Source organism: Kutzneria buriramensis (assembly GCF_003387475.1).
GTDB lineage: Bacteria > Actinomycetota > Actinomycetes > Mycobacteriales > Pseudonocardiaceae > Kutzneria > Kutzneria buriramensis.
Map to the genome: position 1 here is coordinate 198,555 of NZ_QUNO01000015.1, position 21,721 is coordinate 220,275.

At 71.0% G+C, this 21,721-nt stretch carries 22 protein-coding genes; 16 read left to right on the forward strand and 6 right to left on the reverse strand.

The window, feature by feature from the left end:
• Nucleotides 1-11: 11 nt before the first annotated feature.
• Nucleotides 12-506, reverse strand: coding sequence for a MarR family winged helix-turn-helix transcriptional regulator (locus BCF44_RS37870; RefSeq protein ID WP_116179303.1), 495 nt, complete (start codon nucleotides 504-506; stop codon nucleotides 12-14).
• 77 nt (nucleotides 507-583) lie between these two features.
• Between BCF44_RS37870 and BCF44_RS37875 the strand changes: the two genes are divergently transcribed.
• From BCF44_RS37875 to BCF44_RS37885, 3 genes are all read left to right on the forward strand, one after another.
• Nucleotides 584-1,726 carry an amidohydrolase family protein gene (locus BCF44_RS37875; RefSeq protein WP_116179304.1) on the forward strand — a complete coding sequence of 381 codons (1,143 nt, stop codon included), beginning with the start codon at nucleotides 584-586 and terminating at the stop codon, nucleotides 1,724-1,726.
• A 27-nt stretch (nucleotides 1,727-1,753) separates the two neighbouring features.
• Complete coding sequence (locus tag BCF44_RS37880; protein WP_211353399.1) at nucleotides 1,754-2,335, forward strand: hypothetical protein; 582 nt, start codon at nucleotides 1,754-1,756, stop codon at nucleotides 2,333-2,335.
• A 225-nt stretch (nucleotides 2,336-2,560) separates the two neighbouring features.
• Nucleotides 2,561-3,358 carry an extracellular catalytic domain type 1 short-chain-length polyhydroxyalkanoate depolymerase gene (locus BCF44_RS37885; RefSeq protein ID WP_116179306.1) on the forward strand — a complete coding sequence of 266 codons (798 nt, stop codon included), beginning with the start codon at nucleotides 2,561-2,563 and terminating at the stop codon, nucleotides 3,356-3,358.
• On the opposite strand, the gene BCF44_RS37890 is transcribed toward BCF44_RS37885, so the two are convergent.
• The 3 genes from BCF44_RS37890 to kstR are packed head-to-tail and all read right to left on the reverse strand — an operon-like array spanning nucleotide 3,345 to nucleotide 5,447.
• Nucleotides 3,345-3,719, reverse strand: a complete 375-nt coding sequence (locus tag BCF44_RS37890; protein WP_116179307.1) for a VOC family protein — start codon at nucleotides 3,717-3,719, stop codon at nucleotides 3,345-3,347. The genes BCF44_RS37885 and BCF44_RS37890 overlap by 14 nt on opposite strands.
• A 2-nt stretch (nucleotides 3,720-3,721) precedes the next feature.
• Nucleotides 3,722-4,837, reverse strand: coding sequence for a metal-dependent hydrolase family protein (locus BCF44_RS37895; protein ID WP_116179308.1), 1,116 nt, complete (start codon nucleotides 4,835-4,837; stop codon nucleotides 3,722-3,724).
• 10 nt (nucleotides 4,838-4,847) lie between these two features.
• Nucleotides 4,848-5,447, reverse strand: coding sequence for a cholesterol catabolism transcriptional regulator KstR (gene kstR, locus BCF44_RS37900; protein ID WP_116179309.1), 600 nt, complete (start codon nucleotides 5,445-5,447; stop codon nucleotides 4,848-4,850).
• 172 nt (nucleotides 5,448-5,619) lie between these two features.
• Between kstR and BCF44_RS37905 the strand changes: the two genes are divergently transcribed.
• The 8 genes from BCF44_RS37905 to BCF44_RS37940 are packed head-to-tail and all read left to right on the forward strand — an operon-like array spanning nucleotide 5,620 to nucleotide 14,252.
• Complete coding sequence (locus BCF44_RS37905) at nucleotides 5,620-7,584, forward strand: acyl-CoA dehydrogenase family protein (protein WP_379798915.1); 1,965 nt, start codon at nucleotides 5,620-5,622, stop codon at nucleotides 7,582-7,584.
• Between the two features lie 43 nt (nucleotides 7,585-7,627).
• A complete protein-coding gene (locus tag BCF44_RS37910; RefSeq protein ID WP_116179432.1) occupies nucleotides 7,628-8,560 on the forward strand; it encodes an acyl-CoA dehydrogenase family protein in 933 nt (310 codons plus the stop codon).
• Nucleotides 8,545-9,699 (forward strand): acyl-CoA dehydrogenase family protein, encoded by a 1,155-nt coding sequence (locus tag BCF44_RS37915; RefSeq protein WP_116179310.1) that lies wholly within the window; start codon nucleotides 8,545-8,547, stop codon nucleotides 9,697-9,699. The genes BCF44_RS37910 and BCF44_RS37915 overlap by 16 nt, the downstream gene beginning before the upstream one ends.
• Nucleotides 9,696-10,565, forward strand: coding sequence for a bifunctional MaoC family dehydratase N-terminal/OB-fold nucleic acid binding domain-containing protein (locus tag BCF44_RS37920; protein ID WP_116179311.1), 870 nt, complete (start codon nucleotides 9,696-9,698; stop codon nucleotides 10,563-10,565). The genes BCF44_RS37915 and BCF44_RS37920 overlap by 4 nt, the downstream gene beginning before the upstream one ends.
• Nucleotides 10,562-10,936, forward strand: coding sequence for a MaoC family dehydratase (locus tag BCF44_RS37925; RefSeq protein ID WP_116179312.1), 375 nt, complete (start codon nucleotides 10,562-10,564; stop codon nucleotides 10,934-10,936). The genes BCF44_RS37920 and BCF44_RS37925 overlap by 4 nt, the downstream gene beginning before the upstream one ends.
• Nucleotides 10,933-12,093: a lipid-transfer protein gene (locus BCF44_RS37930; RefSeq protein WP_116179313.1), complete on the forward strand. Its 1,161-nt coding sequence runs from the start codon at nucleotides 10,933-10,935 to the stop codon at nucleotides 12,091-12,093. The genes BCF44_RS37925 and BCF44_RS37930 overlap by 4 nt, the downstream gene beginning before the upstream one ends.
• A complete protein-coding gene (locus BCF44_RS37935) occupies nucleotides 12,093-12,419 on the forward strand; it encodes a ParB N-terminal domain-containing protein (RefSeq protein WP_116179314.1) in 327 nt (108 codons plus the stop codon). Before BCF44_RS37930 ends, BCF44_RS37935 begins: the two co-directional genes overlap by 1 nt.
• A 57-nt stretch (nucleotides 12,420-12,476) precedes the next feature.
• The gene (locus tag BCF44_RS37940) at nucleotides 12,477-14,252 is read left to right on the forward strand and encodes a caspase family protein (protein ID WP_116179315.1); all 1,776 of its coding nucleotides are present in this window, start codon (nucleotides 12,477-12,479) and stop codon (nucleotides 14,250-14,252) included.
• On the opposite strand, the gene BCF44_RS37945 is transcribed toward BCF44_RS37940, so the two are convergent.
• Both BCF44_RS37945 and kstD read right to left on the reverse strand, forming a co-directional pair.
• Nucleotides 14,215-15,030, reverse strand: a complete 816-nt coding sequence (locus BCF44_RS37945) for a MaoC/PaaZ C-terminal domain-containing protein (RefSeq protein WP_116179316.1) — start codon at nucleotides 15,028-15,030, stop codon at nucleotides 14,215-14,217. The two genes, BCF44_RS37940 and BCF44_RS37945, sit on opposite strands and share 38 nt — an antisense overlap.
• Complete coding sequence (kstD, locus tag BCF44_RS37950; RefSeq protein WP_211353400.1) at nucleotides 15,020-16,648, reverse strand: 3-oxosteroid 1-dehydrogenase; 1,629 nt, start codon at nucleotides 16,646-16,648, stop codon at nucleotides 15,020-15,022. Before kstD ends, BCF44_RS37945 begins: the two co-directional genes overlap by 11 nt.
• Before the next feature lie 83 nt (nucleotides 16,649-16,731).
• Here kstD and BCF44_RS37955 point away from each other — a divergent pair, with 83 nt between their 5' ends.
• The 5 genes from BCF44_RS37955 to BCF44_RS37975 are packed head-to-tail and all read left to right on the forward strand — an operon-like array spanning nucleotide 16,732 to nucleotide 21,697.
• The gene (locus tag BCF44_RS37955; protein ID WP_116179318.1) at nucleotides 16,732-18,219 is read left to right on the forward strand and encodes an FAD-binding protein; all 1,488 of its coding nucleotides are present in this window, start codon (nucleotides 16,732-16,734) and stop codon (nucleotides 18,217-18,219) included.
• Nucleotides 18,206-18,994: a 2-keto-4-pentenoate hydratase gene (locus BCF44_RS37960; RefSeq protein WP_116179319.1), complete on the forward strand. Its 789-nt coding sequence runs from the start codon at nucleotides 18,206-18,208 to the stop codon at nucleotides 18,992-18,994. The genes BCF44_RS37955 and BCF44_RS37960 overlap by 14 nt, the downstream gene beginning before the upstream one ends.
• Nucleotides 18,991-19,872 carry an acetaldehyde dehydrogenase (acetylating) gene (locus BCF44_RS37965; RefSeq protein WP_281283187.1) on the forward strand — a complete coding sequence of 294 codons (882 nt, stop codon included), beginning with the start codon at nucleotides 18,991-18,993 and terminating at the stop codon, nucleotides 19,870-19,872. The genes BCF44_RS37960 and BCF44_RS37965 overlap by 4 nt, the downstream gene beginning before the upstream one ends.
• Before the next feature lie 3 nt (nucleotides 19,873-19,875).
• Nucleotides 19,876-20,877, forward strand: a complete 1,002-nt coding sequence (gene dmpG / locus BCF44_RS37970; RefSeq protein WP_116179320.1) for a 4-hydroxy-2-oxovalerate aldolase — start codon at nucleotides 19,876-19,878, stop codon at nucleotides 20,875-20,877.
• A 10-nt stretch (nucleotides 20,878-20,887) separates the two neighbouring features.
• Complete coding sequence (locus BCF44_RS37975) at nucleotides 20,888-21,697, forward strand: DUF1932 domain-containing protein (RefSeq protein WP_116179321.1); 810 nt, start codon at nucleotides 20,888-20,890, stop codon at nucleotides 21,695-21,697.
• Nucleotides 21,698-21,721: the final 24 nt, after the last annotated feature.

Below are 21,721 nucleotides of genomic sequence, written 5' to 3' on the forward strand. Positions count from 1 at the left end.
TCGGATGCGAATCAGGGGCGGTCGCCGAGCGCCAGCAGCAGGTCTCGGAGCACGTCGGCGGCGGCCCGTGCGGTCTTCGGCGGCACGTCCTTGAGCAGCGCGCGTTGGGCCTCGGTGCTGGCCAGGACCGCGGCTTCGGCGGTGTCGACACCGTGTTTCGTGAGCTGGACCCAGGTGCTGCGGGCGTCGGACGGGTCGGCCTCGCGGGTGATCAGGCCCTCGGTCGTGAGCCTGCGGAGCACGTTGCTGGTGCCGCCCGAGGAGAGCAGCAGGCGGGCGGCGAGGTCGGTGGGGCGCAGCCGGAACGGCTCGCCGCTGGCGCGCAGCACCGCCAGCACGTCGTACTCCGCCTTGGTGAGGCCGAACCGGGACAGCTGGGCGGTGGTGGCGTTGGACAGCAGCGTGTGCAGGCGGCCCGCGCGCTTGCTCAGCTCCAGCTCGATGCCGGCGATCTCGGGCAGCTGGCCGCGCCAGGAGTCCAGGATGCCGTCGACCACGTCCCGCATGTCACTCAGGGTAGCTTGCGTCCGAAAAGCTTTCGATATAGCTTTTGTGAAAGCTTTCAAGTGAGAGGAGTTCCGCGGTGCTGGTGATCAAGGGCGGGCATGTGGTCGGGGTCGGGGTGGCCGACGTGCTGATCTCGGACGGGGCGATCGCGGGGGTGGGGTCGTTCTCCGGGGATTCGGTGATCGACGCCTCGGGTCTGGTTGTGCTGCCCGGGTTTGTGGACACCCATCGGCATCTCGTGCAGGCGCCGATGCGGGGGACCGGAGCGGACCTGACGCTGGGGGCGTTCCTGGCCGATGTGCTGCCGCGGATGGCTTCGCTGTCGCCGGACGACGTTCGTGCGGCGGTGCTGCTGGGTGCGGTGGAGGCGTTGAACGCCGGTGTGACGACCGTGGTCGACTGGGGCCACTTCGGCGCGGCCTCGGTGGAGGTCGAGGCGCTGGTTGAGTCCGGGATCCGGGCGGTTCTCGGTGTTGGGGTGGATGAGGCCGGCGGGTTCTCGCCCGCCGGGCTCGTCACCGGGGCGGTCGCGTCGTTCGGGCCGAGCCTGCCCCTTGAGGACAATGCCCGGGACATCGAGGTTGCGCGGGGGTTGGGGTTGCCGACCACGATGCATGTGACGTCTGCCGGGCCGGTTGCGCGGCTGTACGACGCCGGGTTGCTGGGGCCGGATCTGCATTTCGTGCACGGCAACGTGTGTGCGGACGACGAGTTGAAGATGCTGGCCGATGCCGGTTGCGGGCTGACCGTGACGCCGGCGGTCGAGTCGATGATGGGGCATGGGCCGGCGGTCTACGGCCGGTTCCTGGCGGCCGGGGGCGCGCCGGCGCTGGGGGTCGATGTGGTGATCAATTCGTCGGCGGACATGTTCGAGCAGATGCGGGCCGCGTTGTGGCTGGAACGGTTGCGGGGTGCGGAGTTGGAGGCGGGTTCTCTGTTGCGGGCGGCGAGCGCGGACGGGGCTCGGGCGATCGGGCTCGGTGCGGTGACGGGCTCGCTGGAGGTGGGGAGGCGCGCGGATGTGGTGTTGCTGTCGGGGTTCGGACACCTGTCGTCGGAGATGGTCGCCGGCGGGATCGTGGCGACGGGTGGGGTGGGGGACGTTCACACGGTGTTGGTGGATGGGCGCGTGGTGAAGCGGGGCGGTGAGTTGGTGGATCACGACCTCGCGGGGCTGCGGGCGGCGGTTGCCGGGGTGGCGCGGCAGGTGCTGGGGTAGATCGCCGGCATTCCTAGGATGACGGGCATGCGGGTGCTGGGTGCGAGCAGCGAGGACGAGATGGTCGCCTGTTTCCTGCGCGGGGAGCTGGCGAGCCGGCGGTTCGGGCCGAAGCTGCGATCCCACCTGGCGGTAGGGGAGGAACGGTTGCTGGCGCGGCCGGACCTCGCCGATGAGGGGGCGAACCGGGCGCGGCGCGCTCTGCTGGCGGCGACGCGGGGATACGGGGAGAACCGCGACCTGTTCGAGAACTTCCCGACGGGCGTCACGTGGATCAGGGCGCTGTTGTCGAACGAAGAGGCCAGCGGCGTGCGCTACATCGACTACTCGTACTGGATCGAACTGTCGGGTGGCAGTCGCCGGCCGACAGACGCGGCGAAACGGATCAGGGCTGGGCTGAGGGCGTTCGAGGTGCCCAACGAACCGTTCCTGGAGGCGGCCGACGCCAGAAGCGGGTTTCCGCCGCTGATCCTGGTCGGCGAGAGGCGGGACGAACTGGTGTGCCTAGAAGGGAACCTGCGCCTGACGGCGTACGCCCTCGCGGGCTTCCCGGCGGACATCGAGTGCCTCGTCGGGACCGCGCCGGCGATGAGACGGTGGGCGCGGTAGCGCCAACGGACCGCCGCGAGGGACATCAGCTCGGCATCCACGGCGGCGACGAGGCGGCGTGGATCGGGGTCGGCTTTCACCAGAACCCGCAGGCGCGGGGCGCCGCCTCGCCGAGGAACGCCCGGACGACCTCGTACGGGAACTGACCGCGCTCTTCGGGTGATTTACCGTTCCCGAACATTGCTCCGGGGCTGCCGTTGACGTTGACTCGCTGTACTACCGGGCATGGTGATCCGGCTGATGGTGGTTGTGCTGATGTCCTGCCTGCTGACGGCGTGTCAGCAGCCGTCCGGCTCCACGCAGTACTCGATCGGAGACCGGACGTACCACCTGTACCGGCCGGCGGATCTGGCGGATCCGGCGCCGCTGGTGGTGTTCCTGCACGGCGGTTTCGGCACCGGGGAGCAGGCGGAGAAGACGTACGGCTGGGACGCGGAGGCGGACGCCGGGCACTTCCTGGTCGCCTACCCGGACGGCGTGGATCGGGCGTGGAACACGGGCGGCGGGTGCTGCGGCGTGCCGGCGCGCGACGGGGTGGACGACGTCGGGTTCATCACGGCGATGGTGACGGCGATTTCCCGTACGGCACCGGTGGATCCGCACAAGGTGTACGCCAGCGGAATGAGCAACGGCGGGATCATGGCGTACACACTGGCCTGCCACACAACGATTTTCGCGGCGATCGGCCCCGGGTCGGCGACGCAGCTGGGGGACTGCCCGTCGCCGAAACCGTTGTCGGTGATACACATTCACGGCACCGCGGACCACAACGTCCCCTACGACGGCGGCGTCGGCGACGGTGTCGCGAGCATCGACGGCCCGTCTGCGCCGGCGCTGGATGCCCAGTGGCGCGCGGTGGACAAGTGTCCGCCGCCGACAGTGTCCACGGCCGGCACGTCTACGACATCGGTGGCGTCGTGCCCGGATGGCCTGCGGGTGGAGCTGATTTCCGTTGCGGGCATGGGACATCGGTGGGCACCGGGCGCGACGCACACCATGTGGCGGTTCTTCAGCCGGTCATGAGGCAGAACTCGTTGCCCTCGGGATCGGCGAGCTGGACCCAGTGTTCGAGGCGCTCGATGACGGTCGCGCCGAGTCCGGTCAGGCGAACCAGCTCCCGCTCGGGGTCGTCGGCGTTGAGGTCGAGGTGCATGCGGTTCTTGACGGCCTTGGCCTCCGGCACCTGCTGGAACCAGATGCGGGGCGTGCCGTTGAGCAGGACGGTCGGATCGTCCTCCGGGTCGTCAATACCCTTGGCGCGCAGGCGCTCCAGCTCGGCCTCGTCGTACGGGGCGACGCTGTGGCCGTCGAGCGCCGCGGCCCAGAACCGGGCCAGCGAGGCGGGATGCCGGCAGTCGAGGACTATGTCCTTGATCGTCGCCATCGTCAGCGGTACCTCTTTCCGTTGTGCCACACGGCCTTGACCCGGTCGGCGAGGTGAGAGACGTCGAGGTCGTCGCCGTCGAGCAGGACGAGGTCGGCGCGCTTGCCGACGGCGATCTCGCCGCGGTCGGGCAGGCGCAGCAGCTGCGCGGCGTTGATGGTGGCCGCCCGCAGCGCGCCGACGGCGCCGAGACCGACCTCGGCCAGCAGCGAGATCTCGTCCAGGACGGTGGAATGGGGTGTGACGGGATTGTCGGTGCCCATGGCGATCGGCACGCCGGCATCGACGGCCAGCCGCACCGACCGCCGGTGCTCGGGGATCTTGCTGCACGAAAGCGTTGGCACGTAGAAGGTTCCGTTGACAGCCATGGCTTCGACGGCCTGCTCGTCCAGGTACACGCCGTGTTCGATGCTCCGGGCGCCGCAGCTGGCGGCGAGTTCCGCGCCGCGAGCGCCGTGGGCGTGCACCATGACGTCCCGGCCGCGGGCGGCGGCTTCCTCCACGAGGGCGCGCATTTCGTCCGGGGTGAACTGGACGTCGTGCACGCCGGTGCCGGCGGCGATGGACCCGGTGATCGCGGCCTTGATCCAGTCCGCGCCGGCCCGCACCATGCGGCGCACCGCCGCCCGCGCGCCGTCGGCCCCGTCGAACACCGGGTCGGGCATGGACGGCTCGGCGTAGCCGCCGACCGGGCCGCTGGCCACGGAGTAGTGGTCGCCGATGCCGCCGGTCGTGCAGACCTGGCGCAGCGAGATCAGCAGCTGCGGCCCGTCGATCCAGCCACGCTCGACCGCCAGCCGCAGCCCGGCGTCCGCGCCCCACGCGTCGCGCACGGTGGTGACGCCGAGGCTCAGCAGCGTGCGCAGCACCGGAACCGCCGACAGCGCCCGGGCCGAGCGCGGCAAGTCCAGCCAGTTGGCGGACAGCACCTCGGTCAGCGCGACATGCGTGTGGCAGTCGATGAAGCCGGGGACCAGCAGCATTCCCCGGCAGTCGACGGTCTCGTCGGCCTCGGCGCCGGAGCCGATCACGTCCCCGTCGATCAGCACGTCGTCGTGGACGATCTCGCCGGCGGCGACGTCGAGATAGGCGGCGGAGCGGAGCAGCGTGCGCGTCACCCCGTCGAGGCTAGTCCCGCATCAGCAGCCGGACCGTCAACTCCAGCCGGTTGGTCACATCGGTGGCCGACGCCCGGCGGGTCACCCACGCCACCAGGTTGGATAGCCACACGTCGCCGATCACCCGTGCGACCGCCTTGTCCTCCTCGGACGGCTCCTCCTTGCCCAGCGCGAGGGTGAACAGCTCCTCGATCTGCCGGGCCACGAGGTCCACCTCGGCGGCGGCTGACGTGTCCGCGAACATGAACGCCCGCGTCATCGCCTCGGTCAGGTGCGGGTCGCGCTGCATGCCCCGGGTGATCCGGCTCAGCACGTACAGCATCCGGTCGCCGCGCGTGTCGCCGGGGATCGGCGCCCGCCGCATGCGGTCGAGCGCCCGCTCCAGCTGTGCCCCCAGCCCGGACACCAACAGGTGGATCTTGGACGGGAAATACCGGTAGAGCGTGCCGAGGGCGACGTCCGCCCGCTCGGCGACGGCCCGCATCTGGACGGCCTCGAAGCCGCCCTTGGAGGCCAGCGCGATCGTGGCGTCGATGATCCGCCGCCGCCGGTCCCGCTGGGCCGACGAGCCGAGTTCCTCCTCGGCGATCTGGCGTGGCGTCGCAGCCATCAAGGCCCCCTGCTGTGCTCGTTGTCGCCCACAACTTACACGATCGGAACGTGTTTCATTTTCACGTTAGTGCCAGGTCACACGATGGGCGGCCGGTCCGGGGCGGTCACCCGGACGCCCGTCGCCCGCCCGGAGCAGTCCACGTAACTGAAACACGTTCTATTATCGGCCGATGGCGATGGTCATCGACAGCGCTGGGCGACAACTCCGCGACGCCGTGCTCGAGGCCGGTCCGGCCTGGGACGACCTGGCCGGACTCGGCCTGTTCGGGCTGGCCCTGCCGGAATCCGTCGGCGGCCTGGCCAACCCGGTCGCCGACCTGGCCGTGGCCGTCGAGGCGGCGGCCGAGCTGCTCGCCCCCGGCCCCGTGCTCACCACCCTCGCCGCGGGCCTCGTCCTGGCCAGAGTCCCCGACCACCCGCTGGCCGCCAAGCTGCTGCCGGCCATCGCCAACGGCACCGCCGCCGTCGGTGTCCACTGTGGACCCGTTGCCAGTGGAGAATCCGGAAACCTGCTGGTCAAGATCGGTGACGACTGGGCGCTGCGGCAGGATGTCGAGATCACCCCCGCCGACCCGGTGGACCTGGGGCGCCCCATCGGTTTCCCGGCGCCGGGCACGATCGGCGACGATCAGCGACTGGGACCACTGCCGGTCGAGGACATCCTCGCCGCGCTGGCCGCGGCCGAGGCCGCCGGCATCGCCGACTGGTGCCTGCGCACGGCCGTCGCGTACGCCAAGATCCGCACCCAGTTCGGCCAACCCATCGGCGCCTTCCAGGCGGTCAAGCACCTGTGCGTCGAGATGCTGTGCCGGTCGGAGCGTGCCGCCGCCGTCGCCTGGGACGCTGCCCGTGCCTACGACCAGGAGCCCGACGAGTTCCCGCTGGCCGCCGCCACGGCCGCGGCGATCGCCCTCGACGCCGCCGTCGAGAATGCCAAGGACTGCATCCAGGTTCTCGGCGGCATCGGCTTCACCTGGGAACACGACGCCCACCGCTACCTGCGCCGCGCCGTCTCCACGCGCCAACTCCTCGGCGGCACCGCCCACTGGCGCCGCCGCGTCGCCGAACTCGCCAAGGCCGGTCGACGCCGCACGCTCACCCTGCCCATCGACGCTGACCGCACGTCGATCAGGGCTCGGGCCCAGGCCATCGCCCAGGCCGATGACCAGCGCAGACAGCTGGCCGACAGCGGTTTTCTCGCCCCGCACTGGCCCCGTCCCTACGGCCTCGACGCCACCCCGACCGAGCAACTGATCATCGACGAGGAGCTCGACGCGGCCGGCGTGAAACGACCCGACCTGGTGATCGGCTGGTGGGCGGTGCCGACGATCCTCGCGCACGGCAGCGACGCCCAGCGCGAGCAGTTCGCGCTGCCGACCCTGCGCGGCGAGATCGCCTGGTGCCAGCTGTTCAGCGAGCCCGGCGCCGGCTCCGACCTGGCCTCGCTGCGGACGAGGGCGGAACGCGTCGAGGGCGGCTGGCGGATCACCGGCCAGAAGGTGTGGACGTCGGTGGCCCGCGAGGCGGACTGGGCGATCTGCCTCGCCCGCACCAACCCTGACGTGCCCAAACACCGTGGCATCACGTACTTCCTGGTGGACATGCGCACCCCCGGCATCGACATCCGGCCGCTGCGCGAGATCACCGGCGACGCCGTGTTCAACGAGGTCTTCCTGGACGGCGTCTTCGTGCCGGACTCGCACGTCGTCGGCCCGGTCGACGGAGGCTGGAAGCTCGCTCGGACCACCCTGGCCAACGAGCGGGTGGCGATGAGCCGCGGCTCGTCCATCGGCGAGGAAGTGGAACGTGTTCTGGCCTCGGCCGAGCCCGACGAGCGGATCGGCGCGCTGGTCGCCGACGGGCTGGCGGTGTCCCTGCTCGACCTGCGGGCCACCCTCCAGCGGCTGGCCGACCTCGACCCCGGCGCCGCCTCCAGCGTGCGCAAACTGGTCGGCGTGCGGCACCGGCAACGAGTCGCGGAGACGGCGTTGGACCTGGACGGCCCGCTCGGCGCGATCGCCGGCGAGCACAGCCACGAGTTCCTGCTGACCCGCTGCCTGAGCATCGCCGGCGGCACCGAGCAGGTGCTGCTCACACTGGCCGGGGAGCGGCTGCTGGGCTTGCCGCGGGCCTGACACTGCGCTAGAACTAGAACACGTTCCAGTTGAGGGGGTGTGGGTGGACTTCACACTCGACGACACGCGGGTCACCCTGCGCGAGGTAGCCGCCGACGTGTTCCGGGACGCGGCCGGCGCGGCCTGGGAGACCCTGGTCACTCCCGAGATGGACGTGCTGAGCGCGATGGTGGTGCTGGCCGAGGCCGGCCGTGCCGCCGTGCCGCTGCCCGGGCTCGCGCTGGGCGTGCTGCCGCTGGCCCGGCACGGCATCGAGGTGCCGGCGGGCAGCCGTGTCACGGCCGCCCTGCACGAACCGTCCGACCCGATGACGGCGCGGCCGCGCGCCACGGCCCGTGGCGGCGTGATCAACGGGGTGAAGATCGGGGTGCCGGAAGCCGAAGGGGCGTACCGGATCCTCGTGCCGGTGACCACCGACGAGGGTGCCGCCGTCGCACTCGTCGACCCGGCCTCACCCGGCGTCACGCTAAACCCCGCCCCCACTTCCAGCGGCAGCCCCGAATTCAGCCTGCACCTGGTCGACGTGCCGTACGAGCGGACCTTCGACGGGCTGGCCGACCTGCACAAACTCGCCCTCGCCGGCGCCTGCGCGACCGCCGACGGCCTGCTCGCCGCCGCGCTGGAGCTGACCCGCAAGCACGTCGCCACCCGGGAGCAGTTCGGCCGCCCGCTGGCGACGTTCCAGGCCGTCGCGCAGCAGATCGCCGACGTCTACATCTCGGCGCGAACCCTGCACCTGGCCACCTGGTCCGCGTGCTGGCAGCTCGCCGAGGGCCTCGAGTCCGATGTGGACATCGCCGCGCACTGGGTCGCCGAGGAGCTGTTGCCGGCCATCAGGACCTGCCACCATCTGCACGGAGGCCTCGGCCTGGACGTCACCTACCCGCTGCACCGCTACTACTCGCTCGCCAAGGACCTGGTGCGCTCGATCGGCGGCGCCCGGCACCGGCTGGAGGCGCTGTGCATATCGAACTGACCGCCGAGCAGCGGAAACTCCGCGACGAGCTGCGCGCCTACTTCTCCGGCGTGCTGACGCCGGCCGAGCGCGAGGTGATGCTGACGGTCCGGCACGGCGAGGTGTACCGGGACGTCGTGCGGCGGATGGGCCGCGACGGCTGGCTCGGCGTCGGCTGGCCCGTCGAGTACGGCGGCCGCGGCTTCGGCGAGATAGAGCAGCAGATCTTCGTCAACGAGGCCGCGCGGGCGGATGTCCCGCTGCCGTACGTGACATTGCAGACCGTCGGCCCGACGCTGCAGGCGTTCGGCACCGACGAGCAGAAGTCCTACTTCCTGCCCCGGATCCTCGCCGGCGAACTGCATTTCGCCATCGGCTACACCGAGCCCGGCGCCGGCACCGACCTGGCCTCGTTGCGTACCAAGGCGGTCCGCGACGGCGACCACTACGTCGTCAACGGGCAGAAGATCTTTACCACCGGCGCGCACGACGCCGACTTCGTCTGGCTGGCCTGTCGCACCGATCCCGAGGCGCCCAAGCACAAGGGCATCTCCATCCTGATCGTGGACACCGCCGACCCCGGCTTCTCGTGGACGCCGATCATCACCTGCGACGGCGCGCACCACGTGAACGCCAGCTACTACAACGATGTCCGGGTGCCGGTGACCCGTTTGGTCGGCGAGGAGCACGCCGGCTGGCGGCTGATCACCACGCAGCTCAACCACGAGCGAGTCATGCTCGGCCCCGCCGGCCGGATGGCCGCCCTGCACGACCACGTGCACGAGTGGGCGGCCAAACACGACCTGCTGTCCCATGTGGACGTTGCCACCACACTCGCCCGGGTGCGGGCCGTGGTCCGCGTCAACGAGCTGCTGAACTGGCAGGTCGCCGGCTCCGAGTCGACCGGCCTGGACCGGATCGCCGACGCGTCGGCGACGAAGGTGTTCGCGTCCGGCCGCACCCAGACGATCACCGCCGAGCTGGAGGAGATCGTCGGCCGCCACGGCGACCCGGCCGACAAGGACACCGCGGAGCTGGTGCGCTGGCTGGACGTGCAGGCCAAGCGGAACCTGGTGCTGACCTTCGGAGGAGGCGTGGACGAGGTGCAGCGGGAACTGATCGCCACCGCCGGGCTCGGCCTGCCGCGGGTGCCGCGATGACCGCCCCCAAGGGAATCAGCGCCGTGGCCCGGGAGATGGCCGCGCAGGGCGAGTGCACCCCGCGCGTCGCCCGCGATCCCGTGAACGAGGCGATGATCAACAACTGGACGGAGGCGTTGGGGGACGACAACCCCGCGTATCCGGCCGTCGCGCCGCCGGCGATGGTGCAGGTGTGGACCATGCGCGGCCTGCACCCCAACCCCGACGACGATCCGCTGGGGCGGATGAGCGAGGTGCTCGACGCCGAGGGGTACACCTCGGTGGTGGCGACCAACAGCGAGCAGACCTATCACCGGCACCTCAAGCCGGGCGAGCGGGTCGCGGTGACCAGCCGGCTGGAGGAGGTCGTCGGCCCGAAGCAGACGGCGCTGGGCGAGGGGTGGTTCGTCACCACCCGCAGCATCTGGCGCGTCGGCGACGAGCCCGTGGCCGAGATGATGTTCCGGATCCTGAAGTTCAGGCCGAAGCCCGTCGCCAGGGCCGCCGTCACGCCGATGGTCAGCAAGGACACCGAGTTCTTCTGGGTCGGGACGAAAATCGGCGAGCTCCGGATCCAGAAGTGCGCCGCGTGCGGTGCTCTGCGGCACCCACCCGGACCGATGTGCCCGCGCTGCAACGCCTTGGACCCCACGTTCATCGTCTCAGGTGGACTGGGCGAGGTGTACAGCTACGTCGTGCACCATCATCCGCAGGTGCCGGGAAAGCGCACTCCGTTCGTGATCGCCCTGGTGGAGCTGGAGGAGGGCGTGCGCATGCTCGGCGAGCTGCTGGACGTCGACCCCGAGCAGGTCAAGATCGGGATGCCGGTGCGGGTGCGGTTCGTGCCGTCCGGCGAGTTCACCCTGCCGGCCTGGGAGGTCCGATGACGACGCAGCTGCCCGAGCTCGTCCTCGACGTCACGCCTACGTTCGTGATCAGCACCGCCCTGGCGACGCGGGACTTCCAGGACGTGCACCACGACCGGGACAAGGCCGTGCAGCGCGGCTCCAAGGACATCTTCCTCAACATCCTCACCACCACCGGCTTGGTGCAGCGGTTCGTCACCGACTGGGCCGGCCCGGACGCATTCGTGCGCAGCGTCGCCATCAAGCTCGGGGTCCCGTGCTACGCCGGCGAGACGCTGACCTTCAGCGGCCATGTCACCGAGCAGGAGGGATCCGAGGCGACAGTCGAAGTGGTCGGCCGGAACAGCATCGGCAACCACGTCACCGGCACGGTCCGGGTGGTGCTGCCATGAGCGCGGCGCTGGTCGGCATCGGCGCGACCGAGTTCTCCAAGGAGTCCGGCCGCAGCGAGCTCCGGCTCGCAGTGGAGGCCGTGTCGGCGGCGCTGGCCGAGGCCGGCCTCAAACCGTCCGATGTGGACGGGCTCGTGTCGTTCACCATGGACAGCAACGCCGAGATCGCCGTGGCGCGGGAGCTCGGCGTGCCGGAGCTGACTTTCTTCAGCCGCATCAACTACGGCGGCGGCGCGGCCTGCGCGACCGTTCAGCACGCCGCCATGGCCGTCGAGACCGGCATCGCCGAGGTCGTCGTCTGCTACCGGGCCTTCAACGAGCGTTCGGGCCACCGCTTCGGCCAGTTCTCCTCGGCCGCGGCCACGAATCCGACTTCGTCCGGGGTGGACAACAGCTGGTCCTATCCGATGGGCCTCGGCACCCCCGCGTCGACCGTCGCCATGGTCGCCCGGCGGTACATGCACGAATTCGGCGCCACCAGCGAGGATTTCGGCCGCGTGGCCGTGACCATGCGCGATCACGCCGCCACCAACCCCAAGGCGTGGTTCCACCGGCGGCCGATCACCCTGGAGGAGCATCAGGCCAGCCGGTGGATCACCGAGCCGCTGCACCTGCTCGACTGCTGCCAGGAGAGCGACGGCGCGGTGGCGATCGTCGTGACCAGCTTGGCCAGGGCCCGTGATCTCGCTCAGCCGGCGGCGGTCATCGCCGGCGCGGCGCAGGGCAGCTCCGCCGACCAGTACGTGATGACCAGCTACTTCCGGGACGAGATGAGCCGGCTGCCCGAGATGGGACTCGTCGGCCGGCAGCTGTGGCGGCAGGCCGGCTTCGGTCCCGACGAGATCGACGTCGCCGTGCTCTACGACCACTTCACCCCCTACGTGCTGATCCAGCTGGAGGAACTCGGTTTCTGCGGCCGTGGCGAGGCCAAGGAGTTCATCGCCGACGGCCGGATCGGGCTCACCGGCACGCTGCCGCTGAATCCGCATGGCGGCCAGCTCGGCGAGGCCTATATTCACGGCATGAACGGCATCGCGGAGGCTGTCCGCCAGATCCGGGGCAACTCGGTCAACCAGGTCCGGGGCGTGGAGAACGTGGTCGTCACCGCCGGCACCGGCGTCCCGACCAGCGGTCTCGTGCTGACCAGGGACCGTTGATGATCGAACTGCCGACCGCCCTGGTCGTGCGCTACCGGGCCGTCGACCGCGAGTTCATCGGCGCCCCGGCATGGGTCGTCGACACGCCGCGGCACCTGGACGAACTGACCGTCGACATCGGTCGTAACGGCATCCTGACGCCGCTCGACCTGGCCTTCAACGAGGAGTTCGCCACCCTCGACGGCAACCACCGCATCGCCGTCGCGGTGCGGCTCGGCCTCGAGTCGGTGCCGGTCGCGCTGCGCCGGCTGCCACTCGCGCCGCGCCCCGCGCACGCGAAGGACATGCTGCCGGCGGACCTCGCCGTCCTGGTCGCGGCGGGCTAACGTTCCGGGCGGTTCGGTCGATTCCTGTTCGGATGCCCCGAACTGGAGGACGCGGCCATGGCCGATCGGCGGGACGCACTGATCATCGCCACCGGTGCGTACGAGCACGACGGCCTGCGCGATCTCCGCTCCGCGGCGGCCGACGCGACCGCCCTGGCCGGCGTGTTGCAAGATCCGGGGATCGGCGGTTTCGCCGTCGACGTGCTGCGGGACGGCAGCGCGCACGAGGTTCGGTCCCGTGTCGAGGACTTCTTCGCCGATCGGCAGCCAAGTGACTTGTTGTTGCTGCACTTGTCTTGCCACGGCTTGAAGAGCGAGTCCGGCGACCTGTATTTCACTGCGCGCGACACTCGTCCGCAGCGCCTGGCGTCGACGGCGATCTCGGCCGATTTCGTTCAGCACTGCCTGCGGATGAGCCGGTCCAGGTCGATCGTTGTGCTGCTGGACTGCTGTTACGGCGGCGCGTTCGCCAAGGGTGTGCGGGTGCGCGCGGCCGGCGACATCCCAGTCATGGACAGCTTTCCGGTCGGTCGCGGGCGGGCCGTGATCACGGCGTCCAGCGCGATGGAGTACGCGTTCGAGGGCGACGAGCTCGCCGACGACAACTCCCCGACGCCGTCGGTGTTCACGTCGGCGCTGGTGGAGGGTCTGAGAACCGGCGAGGCGGACCTCGACGGCGACGGCCTGATCTCGCTGGACGAGCTGTACGACTACGTCTTCGACCGGGTCCGCGAACGCAATCCGGCGCAGACACCGACCAAGAACGTCGAGATGTCCGGCGACCTGTTCCTGGCCCGCAGCCGACGACGCCGCCGACTGCCCGACGAACTGCTCGCCGCACTCGCGGAGCCGAACGTCTTCACCCGCCTCGGGGCGGTCAGCGGGCTGCGGGAACTGTTGCTGGGCAAAGACGTCCAGCTGGCCGCGGTGGCTCGGCGGGAGCTGGAGCGGATCGCCGGCGGCGACCTGCCGCAGGTGTCCGAGCCGGCCCGGGCGGCGTTGCGGGAACTGGTGCTGGTCCCGTCGACCAGGATGATCGAGTTGACCGAGCAGACCCCGACCTGCCTGGTCCGGCTGGACGGCCCGCCGATCACCCGGTCCGGGTCCTGGAAGATCACCGATCCGCGGATCCAGGTCCGGCCGGTGCCGGACGGCCTGGAGGTGTCGGTGCCGCCCGGAGTCGCGCTGCGCGGCGAGATCCGGCTGACGAGCATCGCCGGAGACCTCACGATCCCGGTGGTCGCCAGCAGGGTGTCAGCGCCGCGATCCGCGCCGACCCCGACTCCTCCGCCCCGCCGGCCGAGCCGGGAACCGGTGACGGAACCGCCGGATCCGGGCCGGTTCACGGGGCAGCTGTGGCCGGGGCAGGCGCCGGTGGCGGTCCTCTACGCGATCGTCGGCCTCGTGCTGGGATTCACCGTGGTCGGCGGCACCGCGCCGACCAATTCGTGGTTCGGCTACGGGATCCTGGCCTACGCGGTGCTCCGCCTGATCGAGTCGTTCCGGACCGACATCGGCGCCATTCGGCGGCGTTGCGTGTGGGGGCTGTGCGGCCTGGGCCTCCTGGCCGGGATCTGGGTCTTCAGCGTGCACATGTTCGCCCCGGCTGTGCTGTTCTGGCTGGTCGCGGCCGTCGTGGAGTTCTTCGGGCGGCCTCTTGACCGGGTCCGTGCCGTGGCGATGGCCGCGGTCGCGGCAACCACGCTCATTGTCGCCTCGAACAGTGGCAGCAACTCCAGCGTCGACCATTTCCTCAACGGGCTGAGCGGAATGCTGCCGATCGCCCTGGGCCTGATCACGCTGGCGCCGCTGCTGATCCCACGCTTCCGGTGAGCACCAACCGATCATCCACGTACGTCTCGAACCGCTCACCCCACAGCTTGGTGTGCAACGTGTCGCCGGGGAACACCACCCCGGCGAACCGGGCCTGGTAGGAGGGCACCGTCGAGCCGAGATGGTCCACAATGGACCGGTACACCATCCCGTACGTGCACAGGCCGTGCAGGATGGGCCGGGGGAAGCCGGCGCGCTCGGCGAAGGCCGGGTCGACGTGCAGGGGATTGCGGTCGCCGCAGAGCTGGTACCACAACGCCTGCTGCGGCAGGGTTTCCGTGACGAGCACGGCGTCGGGTGACCCCTCCAGAGGCGTGCTCCGAGCCGACGGTCCGCGCTGGCCGCCGAAACCGCCGTGGCCGCGGGCGAAGATCTCGGAACGCGTGGTGTAGAGGGGAGTGCCGTCGAGGTCGTCGACGTCGTACTCGGTGACGATCACGGCGGCGGAGCCCTTGTCGTAGACGTCGGCGATCCGGCCGGTGATGCGCGCCTTGCCGTTCACCGGCAGCGGGCGGTGGGCGGTGATCTGCTGCGAACCGTGGAGGGTGTCCTTGAGGTCGATGTCGATGCCGGGGAACACCACGGCCGGCGGCTCGCTGGCGTGGAACGTCGGTGCGACGATGCCGAACGTCGGCAGCACTGTCAGCTGCGGCTCGAAGGCGTACTTCAATTCAGTCGCCCCTAGGGCGAGGTGGTAGAGGATGACGTCCGACGCCGACCACTCGAACTCGCGGCTGCCCAGCGACGCGCCGACGGCGATCTCGGGATCAATGGACACCGGGCTGCTCCTTCACCGCGGACATGGCAAGCGCCGCAAGGTAACCGAAGGTCATGGCCGGACCGATGGTAGCGCCGGGGCCGGCGTAGGTGTGACCCATCACGGACGCGCTGGCGTTGCCGGCGGCGTACAGGCCGTGGATCACGGAACCGTCCGGTCGCAGCACCCGTCCGGAGACATCGGTGCACAGGCCGCCCTTGGTGCCGAGGTCGCCGGGCACGATCCGGACCGCGTAGAACGGCGGCTTGACCAGCTCGGCGAGGCTGGGATTGGGGCGGACGCGCGGATCCCCGTAGTAGTGGTCGTACGCGCTGTCGCCGCGGCCGAAGTCCAGGTCCTTGCCGGTTCGGGCGTAGCCGTTGAAGGTGGCGACGGTGTCGCGCAGGGCCGCCGGCGGCATGCCGATCGCGGCTGCCAGCTCCGCCAACGACTCCGCCTTGTACACGGCCCCGTGCTTGTACCAGCGGCCCGGCAGGGGCCGCCGGGGCGGGATGCCGGCGAAGACGTAGCGGTCGCGGTAGCGCTGGTCGGAGATCAGCCAGGCCGGCACGCTTCCGGTGTCCCGCATGGCATGCACGGCGTCCACGTACGGCGCGGCCTCGTTGACGAAGCGCTCGCCCTCGCCGTTGACCAGGATGCAGCCGGGCAATGTGCGTTCCGACAGGCAGAAGTACGGCCCGCGGTTGAGCGGGATCGACGGCCCCCACCAGGCGTCGTCCATCAGGTCGACGTCCGCGCCGAGCTCCTGCCCGGCCAGGATGCCGTCGCCCTCGTTGGCCGCCGCGCCGACCGTCCACTCCGTACCGATGTCCTGCCACTTCGACCGCATGGCAGCGTTGTTCTCGAAGCCACCGCTGGCCAGCAGCACCCCGTAGCGCGCGCGGTAGGTGCCCGACGGCGTGACGACGCCGACGACCCGGTCGTCCTCCGTCAGCAGCGACACCATCGGCGTGCCGAGCTCCACGGTCACGCCGGCCTGCCGGAGCCCCACCCACAGCCCGGCCGCAAGCGCTTGCCCCATGGTCAACAGCCGCTGCCCGCGCAGGCGTCCGATCATCCCGCGCGCACCGACCCGGGCCGCGCGGACGGGCCCGCGCACGTTGCGGGCGATCAGCGTCAGCCATTTGTAGTCGGCCTGGGTGATCGGCAGCGGGCTCGGCAGGTACGGCTTCTCCAGCAGCCGGAGGTCCTCGCCGAGCCGGTTCCCGTCGAACGGGCGCGGCTCGACGGAACGCCCGCGCGGCCGCCCGCCCGGGCGTTCGGGGTAGTAGTCGCTGTACCCGGTCACCCAGCGCAGCCGCAGCGGGGTGTTGGCCAGCACGAACGACAGCATCGCCGGCCCGTGGTCGAGGTAGGCGCGCTGCCGTTCGGCGGACGAGCGGCCGGCGACGATCGACGCCAGGTAGGCGCGGGCGTCGTCGGCGTTGTCGCGCACGCCGTCGCGGGCGATCACCTCGTTGTTGGGGATCCAGATGCCGCCGCCGGAGCGGGCGGTCGAGCCGCCGAACCGGTCGGCCTTCTCCAGCACGACGGCGCTCAGGCCGCGCGCGGCCGCGGTCAGCGCGGCGGTCATGCCGGCTGCCCCGCTGCCTACGACAACGGTGTCGAACTCGGGCATGTAGAACAGGTTATAGACAACAACGCCGGGAACGCTATGGTTGGGGACGTAGAAACTGAAACACGTTCTACTCGGGAGGTCGGGTGCTCGCCGGGGTCGTGGTGGTCGGGTTCGGGGCGGCCGGCGCGTGCGCCGCGATCGAGGCCGCCGAGGCCGGGGCGGACGTGGTCGTGCTCGACCGGTTCGACGGCGGCGGGGCGACCGCGCTGTCCGGCGGCGTGGTCTACGCCGGCGGCGGCACCGCCCAGCAGGCCAAAGCCGGCATCGCGGACACGACCGACGCCATGTACGACTACCTCGCGCACGAGGTCGGCGACGCCGTCACGGCCCAGACCCTGCGCGCCTTCTGCGACGGCAGCCCCGACATGCTGGCCTGGCTCCAGGACAAGGGCGTGCCGTTCGCGGCCAGCGTCTGCCCGTACAAGACGTCCTATCCGACCAACCGGCACTACCTGTACTACTCCGGCAGCGAGACGCTGTACGACAATCCGGCCCCGCGCGGCCACCGCACCGCCGGCCGGGGCACCTCCGGCAAGCTGCTGTTCCACCGGCTGGAGCGCGCGGCGATCGACCGCGGCGTACGGATCCTGCGCCGGACCACCGCGCAGCGGCTGATCACCGACCCGAACGGCCGGGTGGTGGGCGTGGTCTGCCGGCAGCTGACCGGCTTTCCGGCGCGGCTGCACCGGTTCCTCGGCAGGCTCGCCGCCAAACCCGGCCTGTACGTGCCGTCGCTGCGGCGACGCCTGCACCGGTCGATCCGCCGCATCGAGGCCAGGCACGGCACGGAGATCACCGTCAACGCCAGCGAGGGCGTGATCCTCTGTGCCGGCGGTTTCGTCGCGAACCCCGTGATGATGAAGGAACACGCGCCCGCCTATCGGCGCGGTCTCCCGCTCGGCACCCTCGGCGACGACGGCAGCGGCATCCGCCTCGGCGCAGAGGTCGGCGGCGCCACCGACAAGCTCGACCACGTGTCGGCCTGGCGCTTCGTCACACCGCCGAGCGCCCTGATGAAGGGCCGGCTGATCAACGAGAGCGGCGACGAGATCTGCGACCTCAACCGCTACGGCGCCGCGGTCGGCCACGCCATGATCACCGAGCACGGCGGCAAGGGCTGGCTGCTCGTCGACGGGCCGACGCTGGCCGAGGCGAAACGGCAGATCCCGTCCCAGACAACATGGTTCCAGCGGCTGCAGACCCACTACCTGTTCGCCCGCGCCCGCACGACCGCCGGAAGCCTGGACGAGCTGTCGCGACGAACCGGCGTCACCATCAAGGATTTCGACGGCGCACCGCCGTTTTCGCTGATCGATGTGTCGGTCAAGCGCAGCGTCGGCTACCCGTGCCCGATGCTCACGCTCGGCGGCCTGGTCGTCGACGAGGACACCGGCGCGGTGCTCTCGGACGCCGGCACACCGGTCCCCGGGCTCTACGCCGCCGGCCGCAACGCCGTCGGCATCTGCTCCAACTCCTATGTCAGCGGCCTGTCCCTGGCCGACTGCGTCTACTCAGGGCGACGCGCCGGGCGGCACGTCGCCGCCGTGAGGAGGTCCGGTGCTCAGCGCTGACCAGCGCCTCGACGCGGCCGACCGGCTGCGTGCCGCCGAGCGGGACCGGGCCCCGATCCCGCCGCTCACCGCGGTCTGGCCGGAGATCGACGTCGTCGACGCGTACGAGATCCAGCTGCTCAACATCCGCCGCCGCGGCCGGCCGGTGCTCGGCCACAAGGTCGGGCTGTCCTCGCCGGTCATGCAGCAGATGATGGGCGTGGACGAGCCCGACTACGGGCACCTGCTCGACGACATGGCCCTGGACTCGCGGCATTCGGTGCCGGCGCGGAAGTACTGCCAGCCGCGGGTCGAGGTCGAGGTCGGCTTCGTGCTCGGCGCGGACCTGCCCGGCGCCGGCTGCACCGAGGACGACGTGCTCGCCGCCACCGCCGCGCTCGCGCCGGCGATCGAGCTCATCGACAGCCGGATCGCCGACTGGAAGATCGGGCTGGCCGACACCATCGCCGACAACGCCTCCTCGGCCGGCTTCGTGCTCGGTCCGGCCCGGGTGCCGCCGGGCGCGCTGGACCTCCGCAAGATCGAGGCGTCCCTGCGGCGCAACGGGGAAGTGGTCGCCGAGGGCAGATCCGACGCCGTGCTGGGCAATCCCGTCATCGCGGTCGCGTGGCTGGCGCGCAAGGTCGCCGACTTCGGCGTGCGCCTGCGCGCCGGCAACATCGTGCTGCCCGGCTCGTGCACCAAGGCCATCGACGCCCGCGCGGGTGATCGCTTCCAGGCCGACTTCACCGGCCTGGGCATGGTTTCCCTGAACTTCAACGGAGGTGCGCAGTGACGGCCACGGCCGCGATCGTCGGCTCCGGCAACATCGGCACCGACCTGATGTACAAGCTGCTCCGCTCGGACCTGGTCGATCCGCAGTGGATGGTCGGGATCGACCCGGCGAGCGAGGGCCTGGCGCAGGCGCGGGAACACGGCCTGCGGACGTCGGTCGACGGCGTGGACTGGCTGCTCGCCCAGGACGAGCTGCCGGACCTGGTGTTCGAGGCGACCTCCGCCGCCGTGCACCGTGCCAACGCGCCGCGCTACGAGGCCGCCGGGATCAAGGCGATCGACCTGACGCCCGCCGCCGTCGGCCCGTACGTCGTGCCGCCGGTCAATCTCGGTGAACACCTGACCGCCCCCAACGTCAATCTGATCACCTGCGGCGGGCAGGCGACCATCCCGATCGTCAAGGCCGTCTCGCGCGCGGTTCCCGTCAGCTACGCGGAAATCGTCGCCACCGTGTCGTCCCGGTCGGCCGGCCCCGGCACCCGGGCCAACATCGACGAGTTCACCCGCACCACCAGCCACGGCATCGAGGTGATCGGCGGGGCCGCACGCGGCAAGGCGATCATCGTGCTGAACCCGGCCGAGCCGCCGATGGTCATGCGGGACACCATCTTCTGCGCCATTCCCGAGGACGCCGACACCGAGCTGGTCGCGGTGTCGATCCGGGACATGGTCAACGAGGTCGCCGGCTACGTGCCCGGCTACCGGCTGCTCGACGAGCCGCAGTTCGACCCGCCGTCCGCCGCCACCGGCGGCATGGCGAGGGTGTGCGTGTTCATCGAGGTCGAGGGCGCCGGCGACTTCCTCCCGTCGTACTCCGGGAATCTGGACATCATGACCGCCGCGGCGACGCGCGTCGGCGAGCAACTGGCGAAGGGCTGAGCGATGGACGTCCGTGTCACCGACACCTCGCTGCGCGACGGTTCGCACGCCAAGCGGCACCAGTTCACCGTGGACGATGTGCGCAACATCGTTGGCGCGCTTGACGATGCCGGCGTCCCGGTGATCGAGGTGACCCACGGCGACGGGCTCGGCGGCTCGTCGTTCACCTACGGCTTCAGCCACACGCCCGAACAGGAGCTGATCAAGACCGCCGTCGCCACGGCGTCCCGCGCCCGCATCGCGTTCCTGATGCTGCCCGGCGTCGGCGTCAAGGACGACATCCTGGTCTCCGCCGACAACGGCGCGCAGATCTGCCGCATTGCGACGCATTGCACCGAGGCGGACATCTCCGTGCAGCACTTCGGGTTGGCGCGGGAGAGGGGGCTGGAGACCGTCGGATTCCTGATGATGGCCCACTCCCAGCCGCCGGAGAAGCTGGCCCAGCAGGCCCGGATCATGGCCGACGCCGGCTGCCAGTGCGTGTACGTGGTGGACTCCGCCGGGGCGCTGATCATGGACCAGGTCGGCGACCGGGTGTCGGCGCTGGTCGCCGAGCTGGGCGAGGACGCCCAGGTCGGGTTCCACGGCCACGAGAACCTCGGCCTCGGCGTCGCCAACTCGATCATCGCCGTGCGGGCCGGCGCTCGTCAGATCGACGGCAGCGCACGGCGATTCGGCGCGGGGGCCGGCAACACTCCTGTCGAGGCGTTCGTCGGCGTCTGCGACAAGCTCGGCATCGACACCGGCATCGACTTCTTCAAGATGCTCGACGCCGCCGAGGACGTCGTGGCGCCGGTGATGGACCAGGAGTGCCAGCTCGACCGGATGGCCCTGCTCATGGGCTATGCCGGCGTGTACTCCAGCTTCCTGCGCCATGCGTACCGTCAGGCCGAGCGCTACGGCGTCTCGGGCCCGGAGATCCTCGTGCGCGCCGGGCAGCGGCGGCTCGTCGGTGGGCAGGAGGACCAGCTCATCGACATCGCGCTGGAGCTTCGCGGCCGGTAAGACTTGGTGCATGACCGTCGTCACCTTGCTGCACCCCGGCGCGATGGGCGCCGCCGTCGGCCGGCAGGCCGTGTCCGCCGGGGCCACCGTGCTCTGGGTCGGCGCCGGCCGCAGCGCGGCGACCCGCCGCCGGGCCGCCGAAGCCGGCCTGGTCGAGCGCCCGGATCTTGCCTCCGCCCTGGCCGAATCCTCGGTCGTGCTGTCCATCTGCCCGCCCGCGTTCGCCGAGGACGTTGCACATGAGGTAGCCGGCTTTGACGGCGTCTACGTCGAGGCCAACGCCATCGCCCCCGAGCGCTCGCAACGGATCGCGGCTTCGCTGCCGGGCGCCCGCGTCGTCGACGGCGGCATCATCGGCGGCCCGCCGTCCCAGCCCGGCACCACCCGCCTGTGCCTCTCCGGCGACGCCACCGGCGTGCCCGAGCTGTTCGCCGGCACCGCCCTCGACGTCGTCGTCCTCCCCGGTGACGTCGGCGTCGCCTCCGCGTTGAAGATCGCCTACGCCACGTACCAGAAGACCACCTGGGCCCTCGCCGCCGTGTCGCACGCCCTCGCCGCCGCCCACGGCGTCGGCGACGTGCTCCTGGAGGAGGCCGGCCGCCTCCACGCCCGCCCGCTGTTGCAGGTCGAGTCCTACCCGTCCATGGCCGCCCGGGGCTGGCGCTGGGCCCCCGAGATGCTCGAAGCCGCCGCCACCCTCCGCGCCGCCGGCCTACCCGCGGACCTCGCCGCCGGCTCCGCCGCCGTGATGGCCCACTGGGACCCCGCCAAGGACCTCGACCTGCCCGTCGCCGAGGTGCTCAAGCTCCTGGGTCAGTGATCCCGGCGCCACAAAATCGCGGTG